This window comes from Chlorobiota bacterium (assembly GCA_016700335.1).
Taxonomy (GTDB): domain Bacteria; phylum Bacteroidota; class Ignavibacteria; order OLB7; family OLB7.
This window is the reverse complement of the sequence record CP065014.1, coordinates 375874-389937: the sequence shown is the minus strand read 5'-3', so window position 1 is coordinate 389937 and position 14064 is coordinate 375874. Positions and strand designations below refer to the sequence as shown.

Sequence of the window (14064 nt, the reverse complement as noted above, 5' to 3'; positions counted from 1 at the left end):
GAGAGGACTTATTAATAACAACTTACTTAATTTATTTTACTATAGTAAGTTTACGAGATACAACTGGAAGACCATTACCGACTAATTTGTAGATATAATTTCCAGCAGATACTGTAGTACCATTTTCATCTTTTCCATCCCAATTAACTGAAGTTCTTTTACCTGATTCAGCATTGAAACTTAAAGAACGAACTGTCTTACCATAAATATCTGATATTTCAATATTATAGATTCCTGCTGTTTTAACATTCACACCAAATGCTGTTTGATTAGACATTGGATTAGGAGTGTTTTGTTCTAACATAGAAAGCTCTCCAGCGCGTACACTTTCTATTCTTCCTTCACGAACAGCACTATAATTTTTACTTCCATCTATATCTTCTTGACGTAAACGATATTGATAAGTTAAATCACGCTCAACATTTGCATCAGTAAAGTTATAATTCTGAGGAACATTTGTTGTTCCATTTCCTTTCACAAATCCTGAAGGTACATTTGACCAAGCATCAGATCCTTTAACTCTACGTTCAACATTATAACCATAGTTATTTGTTTCACTAGATGTTCTCCAATCTAATCTAATCGCATCTGATAATTCTGTTAAATTAAACTCAGTCATTTCAACAGGTAATACAGTACAATCATTAGCATTTTTTGAACCGAAGTAAGGACGAAGCATAGGAATCCATGAACCTCTTGAGAAGTTAGTTCCTGAACCAATTCCGGTGCTACCTAATAAAGTAACCTCACCTTGGAAACCAGCCCAATTGAAGTGAGCATAACCTGGGTTACCTCTATCTCTCATGAATGGTAACCAAGTACCAGAAGCACCTGCATTATTTTCCCACCAGAATTTCTCAGCACCACCTAAATCACGATAAATCGCAGGAGAAACATTTCCAACTCCTGCACTTGGAGGTGCTTGAGCTAATGTAATTACCTGACCCATGTGATAAGCTGAACCTCCTAACTCAATACCATCTTCTCCTAATTGTTCAACAGCAACATAATAATTGCCTGGAGTTAAAACTAATGGTGTATCTAATAAGAATGTAACATACTCATCAAATGCATAAGGATAAAGTGGATCTGAAGGAGCACCACTCATTCTAAAGCCTTCTCCACGTTTTGCATATCTTCTTGATCCTGTAATTGGTACACTAGGTGCACTACCAGGATTGTTACGATATACTAAATATGAAATTTGATCTGGTGATTGATTCATTGAACCAAAAAGCGCTGTATAACCTTTTAATGTATCAGTTACAAATATTGGGAAGTTCATTGCAAATGCACCTGAACCTAATCTTGCTGTAGGAATTTGTTGACCACCAGCTGATCCAAAAGGAGATTCATTTTGTCCATCTTCTGGAGTACCCATTGTATTCAATCCTTTACCAGTATAAGTAGCAAATGTTGGAACATCATTTGTACCAGTTGGACTTGAAGCAGGATCATAAGCATAGGTTGGTCCTAATCTTAATGCAAAATCTGTGTATTGTAAATTATTCTGTTTACAATAATCACAATTTGCTAATGAAGATGAGAAGTTTGCCTCATAACTATCTGAAACTTTAGCAGATATTCTATAATTAGTAGAAATAGATTGATTTGGATTAGCTGGAGTGATTTTTGCTCCGCATTCTTGAGCATTCCATGCTGGATAATTCTCAAATCTTTCTTGTCCTGCTGGTAATGCAATTACAGATTTATATCTATAATAGCTATAATTACCTGGTGCAGGAGGTGCATCTAAATTCTCTACAAATACTGCCATTCCGAAAGCTGTTGAAGCACTAGATCCATTGTTAAATACTTTTGCACTTAATGGAACTTGTTTTGCTTGAGAAGCAGGTGCTTCAGTGAAAGGCCAATCTACTTTTACTTTTACAACTTCAATCTCAGGATATAATGGCTCAGTTAAATTGATATTATCAACAAAGAATGGATCATCATCATCAGCAATGTTTCCTGGAGGAAGTCCAGCAGGAGTTACTGACCATGCATGATTTCTTACTGCAGCACGTACTCTAAAACGGAAAAACTTTGCAGAATTACCATCATAAATAGGATTAGGAGCTAATTGATAAATTGCTGCCCAACTAAATTCTTGATAATGTGCTGATGGAATTGGAATCATAACTCTAGTAAATTCAAAATCTTTACCTGGATCTAATTCATTCAATATTATCTTTCCTGCTGTATCTAAACCTGAACCACCATTTCCACCTAAAACTCCCCAACGTGGGTAAGGTGTAGCAACTTGAGTTCCTGTTGGGAACAAAGTATATGGAATTGTTGAAGCTCCTTGATTTAAATAATTAGCAGCAGGCCATTTAACAACTCTTGGTGTATATGATGTTACTGAACCATTAGCTAAATCACCAAATGGAGCGCCAGTTGCTGAATATGCAAGTGCATACCAGTCACCACCATTTGCACTTCCATTTTCATAAGGAGCTCTTGAAACACCTGGGTATTTTAACCCAATGTTTGTCATTCTATTACAACCATTATTACTTGGTCTTGCAAAATCAACTACTAAATTATCAGGACAACCTACAACGTAATTAATAAATGAAATTTGGAATGTCCAATTATTATTTCTATCAGGTTGAGTAGTTAAAGCATCTGTTCCAATACGAGAAGCATCACTCCATCCGCGAGGATAGTTATTTACACCTGAGCGTTGGTAAGATAAATTAATTACAGGACGACTTGTAACTGAACTGATATTAATTGGGAATGAAATTAACAAATCGCCTCCAATTCCAGGTGATGGATAACTTGATTGTGGAGGTTGTTGAGATGTAACTAAGTTAGGAGGTGTTGCTCCACTTTGTCCCCAACCAATTCTTGTTGAAGAATATCCAGTACCATTGAAATCTCTACCATCCATTCTAACTAAAGGAGAGTTAATATTTAAATCACCTTGTGGTCCACGTGGAGAAGGAGGATCATAAGTATTAGCTTCACCATCAGAAATACCAGCACCAATTGTAACCCATTTTTTAACATTTGGAATAGGTCCTTCTAAGAATGAATTACTATAATCACTAAATGTATTGATATATGGAATTTCTTCTCTTCTTATTCCAAAAAGTAATTGAGAAGATGTATCATCAAATGGCCATTGTTCTCCATATCTAGCTCCTAGTGGAGAGATATCTGATACAAACATCTCAGCTTTAAATCTACCTAATTGGTTAGCTAAAGTTTGATTTGTAATATACGGAGGGAATACCATAACTTGGAAGTTAGGAGTATTACCTGCTACATAAGGAGGTCCAGCATTTGCTGAGTTATAAGAAATTGGATATAATGAAAGAGTTCTTGCACTATTTTGATAAGGAATATTACCAAATGTAACTAAATCTGTAATTCTAAATGTTACCTCGAACGATACAGGTTGTTCTTGATTATTTACCCAAAATGCTAAGTTGCCTAAAGAGTTGCTTGAGTATGTTGGATTAGCTGGATTATTTATAGCATTCCATGCATTCCATGTAGTACCAATACCCACTGGACTGATATTTGGATTTTGGAAAAACAAGTTTCCTAATCTAGTGTCTGCTGTTAAATTTTGAACAACACCTTGTGGTTGTAAAACGCCTAATACTGGATGCCCTAAAAGAAGCTCAAAGTTAAAAGTAGGGGCTGCAATATTAAAAGTATTTGGTGGAGGTTGAACAGTTGTTGGTACTCTAGGATCACATAATGTATAATCTGGAACATTATACTTAACATTTAAAATTCTAGCAACGTTTTTCCATTGTTTGAATTTAAGAGCCATACCTGCTGATGGTGTTGAACCAATATCTCCATCAACATATACACCACCTCCATTTGGACAATCGTTGAATGTGTATCTTGTAAATTGACGGCTATTTCCAGCAGCAACTGTAAATCCATTTTTAACTGAACCAAAATTATTTCCTGTACCAATTGTACCGGTTGTAGTATTTTGGACTCCGTTATCATTATTAATAAGATCTGAACCTTGTAAACCTATAGTTGCATTAGCTCTAAACATTGCCGAAGCTGGTGGAGGAGGAAATCTAGCAACTGTACCAGTAAAAGATACATAGTTGAAGGTTACAGTACTATCATAACGATCAAAAGTTACTTGAAAGTCAGATTTAATTACATTATAGCCAGGTGTAACTGTATTACATAAGAATGCATGTGTTTTAGCTCTTGAAGCCATTGCAAGATTCTTAAAGTAAATTGTCATTTGGTTACCAGTTGGATCAATTCTCCAATAAACTTTACCGATATCTTCACCAATACCTGTTCCGCATGGAGGTTTATTACCAGAAACATCTGGAGTTACTTGTGGTAACTCACAATCATCCCATAAAGGTGCAATTACAGATCTCCAAGAACCTCTATCAGTTGACATTGCTCCATTTGGTAAAATAAAATTTGGTTGAGCTGAAGTAACTGAAGTATTTACACCTACTAAAGTAGTTGGAATACCAACAACACCATTTGCAGGAAAATTTTGATTTGACGCAGAAGGAGATGTTCCAGGAGGTCCTGATAACATTGTTAATGCATTCATATATCCATAATCATCATTAACATCTTGAACAAGAATTGCTTGTTGAGATGGTGTTGGATTTACTCCAGGTAAGTTAGTCCATAATGGACGTTGTGGATTATCACCAAATGGTTCGTAATCAGCACGATTACCTAAAGCATCATATTTATAACGACGATTTGAAAGCATAATCAAACCGTTTGTAGATACGTAAAAACTATCATACTTAACTCCATAATAATAGAAAGGGAATCCTATACTTAATGGTCCAGCAAATGCATCATCAGTAGAATCATATCCTGCTGCACCACCACCTGTTACTGGGCATGGAGCACCGAAAGATGGTAAAACCATTTGTGGATTTCTAAAATACTCAACTCCAAAAGGACCAGCAGGTGCTGGAGTAAATGGAATTGGACTGTTTTGGAAAGGTCCAGATGCAATACGTCTCCAAGAAGAGGCAAGTGAACCACTTATATCCAAGAAAGTGTAAGTTGGTTGCCAAGGAGCTCCATATTGAGCTGCTGCATTATCCATTGCATAATACCCAGTTGAAATTGGGTTATGGTTTGTTGCATATCCATTTGGATATGAACCAGTTGCGTTTACACTAGTTGTAAATGCATTTGTTGTTCCTAGAAGCGTCTGTGTTCCTAATGGATTTGGACTTGGATACAAAAGCGATCCAGCAAAAACACTTAGGTTTGCCTCAGAAGCAGCATTAGCTGTTGGATTTGATACACTTGGATTTAAATAGGTAGTTGGAACCGAATTAGTTGCAGCATTCGGATATGATCCGAAAGGTGCAACGCTCTTACGTTGTTCCTCATCCTTTTCCTTTTCAGTATCCTTAGCATCTTTCGACTGTTGAGTCCCGCTTGAAACTGCTGCAGGAGTCATTGTCTCGTCCGTTGGTGGTGTTACACCACCGTCAGTTGCAACGGTTGGGCTTGTTTGTGCATTTAATTGCAACGAAACAGCACAGAGACCAGTCAAGAAAAGCATTAACAATCTTTTCATAACGACTTTTTTGATGTTAAAAATTAAAATTTTGGATTTATATATTATTTATTACTTAATTCTATTGAAAAGAACACATTACTAAACACATCACAAACTTTTTTGTTAGTAAAAAAAATTTAATTTATAAAAAAAATAAAAAAACTAATTAAAAGATGGAGTAAATCAACTATTTATCAGAATAAATTCTATAAAGAAACTCTTAAAACACATATTATGTATGGTCTAAGTGGTTTTTATAGTACCTATTTGTAACAACATGTTACTTTCAATTTCGCAATATAACTAATTTTCTATAATTAATAATAACTCTTTTTTAAAAAATTCATTATTTAACCCCATAAATTGATTCAAATACTAATTTTATTCCAACAAATACTATTTAACAATTAATATTATATAAGAAAACTTTTTTTTATAAATTGCTATAAATTAATTTTTTACTTTTAATAATGAAGCTTTATTTGATTTCAATTCTACTATTCCTTTTTCCAATAATATCTTTTTCTCAAGCTTGGACTAAACCTTCAGGAGAAATTTATGCAAAACTTTTTTATGGATCAGTAACTGCAAAAGAACAATATGGTTTTGATGGTACTCAAAAACCAATGGCTGATAACGTTACTGAGAATGCATTTTTTGATAGAAGTTTTTATTTATATTCAGAAGGTGGATTAAATGATGAAGTAACAATATTTGGCTCGTTACCATATAAAAGAGTAATAACAAGAGACGCTTCATTCAAGTATTCAACTTTTGCTTTTGGCTCATTAATGTTAGGTGGTAGATACAAACTAAATAATCTAGTTGGAATTTCTGGCTGGTCGGATGTATTATCTGCAAATTTGGCATTTACATTACCTACAGGATATACTAGAAACTTTACACCAAGTGTTGGAGCAGGACAAATAGACGCAGAACTTTCATTGAATTATGGTAAAAGTTTTCACCCATTACCAATTTATGCTCAAGCTGGTTTGGGGTTTAAATACAGATCTAGTATATATGCTTTATCAAAGTCAATACCTTGTCAAGATGGAGTAGATAAAAATTGTTTTAATGATTTAAAACCTGAATATGGGAATGAGATAACTTTTGCACTCAACGGTGGGTATTTTATTAATGATTGGTTATTATTTACTTTACAAGCAAATGGAGTAATGTCTGTTGTAAAACCTACTGAAGGATTTTCAGTAGCTAACCCAATCCCTACAAAACAAAGATACATTAAGCTAGGAGGTGGTTTAAGAGTAAATACTTATGATAAATTAGGTGTCTCTTTTGATGCTGCTATTATTCCATCTGGAATGAATATTTTTAAAGGAATAGAAGTAACATTGGGAATAGATTATACTTTTAAACTTTGAAGAAATAAAATTAAATTTTAAAAAGTTATATTTTTAATAACAGGTGTTTACAGTAAATAATGTTATCACCTGTTATATTTTTCAATTAGTTTTATTTGATTTTGCATTAATAATAATATCTGCTAACTCACGAATTGCTCCATCACCACCATTTTTAACGCATACATAATCTACTATTGGTAACAAACTGCTATGAGCATTTGCTACTGCAACTCTTATTCCACATAAATTCATGGCATCTATATCGTTTACATCATCTCCAATAAATACAACTTCTTCCTTTTGTAAATTCTTATCAAGTAAGATTTGCTTTACAATTTCAACTTTATCATAACAATTTAAATGTACAATTTTAATTCCTAATTTCTTTGCTCTATTAGAAATATAATCAGCTCCCGAACCTGATATTATAACAACTTCAACATCGAATTTTTCTTGCAACAAAACAATACCCATTCCATCAAGCGAATTATATTTTACAGATACATCTCCACTATTTGAATAATAAAAACCTCCATCAGTAAGCACACCATCATTATCAGTTAGTAACAATTTTATTTTTGAGAAATCCATTTGAGTTTAAAATAAATATTATAAGGATTTTATAAATTACAGTGATAGGAATTACTCAATGTCTTTAAATTTTGCATCTTTGATTTCATTATTCATAGGAATAATTACTTGCTTATTATTTTGATTTGTAATTTCATCTTTTAAATCAACAGAATTATTTTTAGTCATTTTTTTTCGTTTAAACAATATCTCAAACTTTGAATTTGAAATTACATTTCTTATTACCTGATATATTATAAAAGCGAATGCTAAATAGATTAGAGGTTTAAACATTTTCGTTTGATATTAAAACATTAGTTATTATTAAATCAATGTAAATTATTACTAAATTTTGAATGATAGATAAAACATACAACAAAGTCTAAATAATATAATACAATGAAAAAATAAAGACTATTATTAGATAACATTGTTGTAAAATATCTATTATTATCTAATTTAAAATATGTTAAGATAAATTATTGAATTTCAATTAAGATTTTCTTTTTATAAGATTTGGAATAGCAACAAATATTAATACTAACAAAGACGTAATGAGCCTTAGTTGGTTTGGATCAGCTCCTAATACTAATACCAAAGCTATTAATAAGCGGAATATAACACTCCCTAATGCAACTCCAATTAATCTGAAGATTATATTTTTTAAATTAAATAAATTCATAATTGATTCCCCAATCATAACAGAACCTAATCCAAATATTACAATTCCAATCCCCATATTAATATCAGCAAAACCTTGATATTGAGAAACTATTGATCCACTAAGTCCAGTCAATCCATTTGCAATACCCATTCCAATTATCTTCATATTATCTGTGTTAACACCAATTGCTCGAACCATTAATTCATTGTTTCCTGTTGCTCTCATTGCAAGTCCAAAATCTGTTGATAATAAATATGCAACTAAAGAAATTAATAAAACTGAAATTATAAGTATAATTATTAACTCGGAAAAATGAGTTTGTGTTTTTGAGAACTTAGTAAAAATAGTTTCTACAGAAATTAATGGCAAATTGGATCTACCCATCAATATCAAATTGATTGAATAAAGACCAGTCATAACAATTATACCAGAAAGCAAAGAATTAATCATTAATTTGGTATGAACAATCCCAGTAATTATTCCTGCTAAAACTCCTGCAACTATTGATGTAAAAATAGAAGTTCCTAAACCATAATGTTGAGTAAGCATAATTGAAGTTACAGCTCCACCTAAAGTAAAACTTCCATCAGTGGTTATATCTGGTATATTGAATACTTTAAGGGTAATGTAAATCCCAATTCCTAAAGCTGAAAAGGCTAACCCTAAAGAAATTCCTGTAAGTAATAAATTGATAAATTTTAATTTGTTTTTATGTTAACTTTTTAATACAATATTAATTAAAATAATTATCTACTAATATGTAAAGTCTCCAAGGCATTGAATTGACCTGCTAATAAAATAATGAAGTATTTACCATTTGGTAAATCATTAGAAGTAAATTTTAAAGTGTATTCTCCACTTCTATTAAACTTATTATTTAATGGAGTATAAACTTCTTTACCATTCACATCAACAATTTTAATTGTCGTTTCAACATCTTCTAACTGACCGAATTTTATGACTATATCACTTGAAGCAGGATTTGGGTTTGGTTTTAATAAAAAGTTTTTTCCATATCCTAAATGAGTTCCATTTAGATAACATCTATTATTTACCTGTATTGTAGCAGAATCTTGACAAAAAATTGGTATCAAAGTAGTATCTGAAAATTTAATACTATCAATTTTAATTATTGGATTAATTATGTTACTTCCTAGAGTTATAAATTTTAATTTTAGTGTTTCATAATTTAATTCATCAATATTATTGATTTTAATTTTAGATCCATTTTTACTATCATTAATTATTGTGTCAGAAGATTTAAAAGGTAGCAAAAGTAAGCTATTTTTGGAATAACTTAAATAGATTTCAGCAGTAGTTTTGTTTAATAATTTTCTAGGTGTTTGATTTACTATTTTGACCTCTAATGTATCACCAACATTACTCCCATATTTTCCATTTATACACATAAAGATATTCTCTTTTCGAATATATCCTTCTCCTGTTAGCCTTATATCGTTTGTAAAATTGCAAGGTTCAGAGTAAAATACTTTATTAACAACAGATGCATTTCCTATAATCTCCGGGACAAATTCATAATTAATTCTAAACGACTCCCGATTTTTAATAATAATTGGTAAACTAGGAATTACACTAATTATTCTAAAAGGTTTTAATATTGAACTCAGTGAATCTACACGAACTTCTGCATTAGTTGTGTTAAAAATTAATACAGAAGTTTTACCAGTATCTCCAATAGAAATTGGTTGGAAAATAGGAAGCTCAGCAAAAGGTAATATTGGCTCATCAACAGTACCAATCATTTTTATTATAATGGTATCATTACAAGGGCTAAATACAATTTCTGCCTCAGCATTGAACAGACCACTCATAGTAGGTTCCATTCTTGCAATGATATTTAATGTATCATTTATCTTCAAAGATTTACCAATTATATCAGGATAAATTTTAAATATTTGAGAACCATTTATTTTAACTGACTTCACAGAAATAATATTTCCTAATCCACTTTGAGAACTGTTTTTAATTTTTAAAAGTACCTCTGGAAACTGTAGGATATTGCAATTTATAAGTGGAGGGAATTTAATCTCATTGTTATCAATCATAACAACATTCCCAAATTTCTTTGCTTTTATTGCTACTTTTTTTACATCAATACATGGATAAGAAATAAAAAGTAATACTGTATCGGAAATTTCATCTGTTGTAAGTGGTGTGAAATGAATTTTTACTAAAACACTATCTAAAATTGGGACAATTATTGGAAATTTTTCTTCTCTTATGTTTCCATTTATAGATTTTAAAGAATCAATTCTGAAAGCTGTTTCATAATTATTTTTTACAATAAAAAATGTATCTAAACTAGTTTTACAAGTTTCAATTTCTCCTACATCAAAGGGTTCATTAGTACTGATACTTGGAGAAATGCTCTCACCTTGCGTAGTAACAATAAGAGTATCATCACAAGTTCCTGAGTAAAAAGGAAATTTAAAAACACCCAAAATATTACCTGTAATTTTTGGTTGATATCTAATTTTAATTTTCATTTCATCACCAGGTTTAACAACATAAGGAAAATTAACTGGTTCTATAATTTGAAAATGAGTTTGTACTTGGCTTGGTAAAATATTTACAATAACATTTGAAATATTTTTAAAAACTAATACTGAATCAACAAATTTATCATTACTACAAAAATAAAATTTTCCATAATCAACATTTAAAATAGGCGGATTAACAGGTGATTTAATTCCTTCTGAGAATATATTAACCTTCAATTCAAATCCACAAGGATTAGATAAAAAGTTAATATTTCCTATAATTGGTGCGTTGCTCCCATTATAAGAATAAACTAAATTTAAATTTAAAACTTTACCAGGAAATAGCATAAATGGTAACTTCTCAATTAATTTAAAACTTTTATTACTAATAAATACTGAATCGATTTTGACTGGAATATTCCCATTGTTTATCAAGTTAATTTGTTGTGTATCAGAAATAACTCCATTGCATACATCCAATGGTTTATATCGAATTGTATCACCAGATAAAGCCTGGAAGGAAATTGAATCAATAACTGATTCTATTGGGATTTTAATTTCACCATTACATTCTTTCAAATCTACAATTAGGGTATCTTTATATGTATTAGCTGATGTAATATTTCTTTTAATATTAATTGGAATTGAAATCTGTTTATTTACCACTAATGGGAAATTGTATTTGCTATTAACAATATAATTTTTACCAGAAGACATTCTAATTCCAATAATCGAAACCAAGTCATCACCATTATTTTTAACATTGATGGTAGTATCATTTATAATTGGGCTATCACAATATGTTGTTTTGGGGAATTTTACTGAAATATTATTAAATTCAATAGTGGGGGAAATTCTAACTGCTGAATATTTTATTTTGTTATACTTATAAGGCTTTTCTTCATTTGTTAAAAATACTAATTCAGATACTTTGTTGGCATTAATTCTAGTTGAAAACTGAACTATAATTTTCAATGGAGTACTTTTAGCAGCCACTAAATAAGTGCCTGAACTAGGAGGAAAAACAATTTTATAGAATCCATCATCTGGTAAAAAATATGGTCTTCCTATTACTAAGTCAGAATCACCCTGATTAAAAATATAAATGGTATCATACCTAACTGTATCGCATATTAATGTATCTAAATCACGGCTGTTAGGGAAAACGGCAAATGGTCTGTTCTTAAAAGAAAAACGGATAACAAAAGCATCAAAATTAAAACTAGAGGAATTAAGATTTAATATGTTGTCATAAGCGTTTGAAGTTTGAAGTAAATTTGCAGAATTAGTTGTACCACAAATATAAAAATCGTTATACTTTGAAAGATAACTTCCCTTTGCAACTTCATCTATATTTGTACCATCAATTGAAATTGCAGGTAAAAAATTTCCTTTAGGGTCAAATTCAATAAATTTCAAATCTGGTCCACTACCGCATACAAATGAGTTTCCTAAAGAATTGCATTTCATAGTAGTGGTTAAAGCAGAATTAATATTTCCAACCATTCTACTATATTCCAAAGAAGGGATTCCAACTAATGAATTGAATTTTATTAAAAACCAATTTCCAATTCCTGATGCAGGTAAGTTTGGGAAATCACTAGAATTTGTCCATCCAGAAATAAAAATATTATTTAAAGAATCAGCACATATTGAAGATGGTTCTTCTTGATTTGCACCACCAAAATATGTACCATAATTTACAACATTTAATTGTCTATTTAATCTTACTAAATAACAATCCTCACCAGCGATTGGAGTTAATCTATAACCATTTTTAGTTGGGAAATTTGATGATTCGGTTTTGCCTGTAACACAGACATCACCATTAAATGCAAAACAAATTGATATTGCTTTATCATTACTATTTCCACCTAAAAATGTTGAAGAACTAATTGAATTTCCATTTGGATTAAGCTTTGTAATAAAACCATCTTCGCCACCCATATAAGTGCTTTGAAGTACGTTTAAACTTATTGGAAAGTTGTTAGAATTTGTTGAACCAACTAAATAAATAGTATCCTTATTATCAAGAATTATATCTTCAATTTTATCATCAAAATCACCCCCTAAAAAAGTTGAAAATTTAAGAGAACTACCAGTTGGATCTAATCCAAAAACTATCCCATCTAACCCGTTTTTTTTTATTTGAGAATTATTCACTCTAGGGAAATCTATTGAAGATGTTGCACCACAAACAATAGCAGTACCATCTTGAGAAACTTTTATTCCAGTCGATTCATCAACACTACTTCCTCCAATCAATGTTGAATAAATTATACTTGAAGCACTTCTATTAAACTTTGTTACAAAAATATCATAGGTACCATTTGCAGAATTTAAGGTTATATCGTAAGCCCCAAGAGTTATTGGAAATTCTGTAGAACGAGTCAAACCTGTAACGTAGATATTACCAGAAGTATCAACATCTAATGATCTACCAAACTCATCACCAGCTCCTCCAAGATAAGTGTTTAAGCTAACCGAAGGATCTATAATTAACGGTTCATTTGTATTATACGATCCAATACTAAATGAAATAGTATCATTACTAAGTTTGAATTTAGCATTTACTACTACTTTATTACCATTAATATTTTGGTAACAAACTGGAATATTTTCAACCACTTCTCCAACAGAAGTTTTTATAACTAATTCATCTTTCAGTAATTTATTATTGTACCTTAATGTTGGCAAACCAACAATACCTTCAAAATAATACTTGACAACATTAGGGTCATTACCTGGTAGAACAACAATATCATACTTGAATTCATTAGAATTAAAATAGTATTTTATATAAACTCCAGTGTAGATGTCTTGTTGTACAATTTCTTTGAAAGCTGGTACATCGGCTGTTCTTGAGGGAATTGAATTTCCCTTAATGAAATTGAAAGTACCAGGTAAAATATTATCACTAATAGTTTTAAATTTTTGACTATTTATGAATTTTTGTTTAAAAACATGACCAACATTTTTTTTATTTATATCAGCTTGTAAATCAAATAGATCATATATAATTGCATCATTTGTAAACCAAATATTGTTCTTTTCAATACGAGTTTGGAACAAAGCATTTTGATGCCATTGACCTTTGTTTTTTATGAAACAAGGAGAGTTATACGATGTTAGTATATTTTGTGCTAAAGTAATTGAAACACAAAAAATCCAAAGCAATATTGATATCTGGAATCTCAAATAAAATTATTTTAAATAATGTGCTAATATACCAATTAACAAATGATTGAGTAAGTAACTAACCTTTAACTTTGTACCGAAATTCATTTGTAATAATTTATTCAAAAGCAACATTTATCTTTGTTCCAAAAGTATAAAAATTAAATTTAAATTTAAAAAAGTACACCTTGTATTAAGTTTTAATTTTTATTTTAAACTAAGCTTAATCTACTTATTGTT

At 30.7% G+C, this 14064-nt stretch carries 5 protein-coding genes; 1 reads left to right on the top strand and 4 read right to left on the bottom strand.

Going from position 1 to position 14064, the window contains the following annotated elements:
* Positions 1 to 31: 31 nt before the first annotated feature.
* Positions 32 to 5563 (bottom strand): hypothetical protein, encoded by a 5532-nt coding sequence (locus IPP08_01560; protein ID QQS66885.1) that lies wholly within the window; start codon positions 5561 to 5563, stop codon positions 32 to 34.
* A gap of 452 nt (positions 5564 to 6015) precedes the next feature.
* On the opposite strand from IPP08_01560, the gene IPP08_01555 reads away from it, so the two are divergent.
* Positions 6016 to 6930: a hypothetical protein gene (locus tag IPP08_01555; protein QQS66884.1), complete on the top strand. Its 915-nt coding sequence runs from the start codon at positions 6016 to 6018 to the stop codon at positions 6928 to 6930.
* An 81-nt stretch (positions 6931 to 7011) separates the two neighbouring features.
* Here the strand turns inward: IPP08_01555 and IPP08_01550 are convergent, their stop codons facing one another.
* From IPP08_01550 to IPP08_01540, 3 genes are all read right to left on the bottom strand, one after another.
* The gene (locus IPP08_01550) at positions 7012 to 7503 is read right to left on the bottom strand and encodes an HAD hydrolase family protein (protein QQS66883.1); all 492 of its coding nucleotides are present in this window, start codon (positions 7501 to 7503) and stop codon (positions 7012 to 7014) included.
* Positions 7504 to 7975: 472 nt separating this feature from the next.
* Positions 7976 to 8839: an ABC transporter permease gene (locus IPP08_01545; protein QQS67809.1), complete on the bottom strand. Its 864-nt coding sequence runs from the start codon at positions 8837 to 8839 to the stop codon at positions 7976 to 7978.
* A gap of 53 nt (positions 8840 to 8892) precedes the next feature.
* Complete coding sequence (locus tag IPP08_01540; GenBank protein QQS66882.1) at positions 8893 to 13845, bottom strand: SBBP repeat-containing protein; 4953 nt, start codon at positions 13843 to 13845, stop codon at positions 8893 to 8895.
* Positions 13846 to 14064 lie beyond the last annotated feature (219 nt).

Coding starts and splice junctions, on each gene's coding strand:
- IPP08_01560 (QQS66885.1), bottom strand. CDS start 5,563: ATGAAAAGATTGTTAATGCTTTTCTTGACTGGTCTCTGTGCTGTTTCG.
- IPP08_01555 (QQS66884.1), top strand. CDS start 6,016: ATGAAGCTTTATTTGATTTCAATTCTACTATTCCTTTTTCCAATAATA.
- IPP08_01550 (QQS66883.1), bottom strand. CDS start 7,503: ATGGATTTCTCAAAAATAAAATTGTTACTAACTGATAATGATGGTGTG.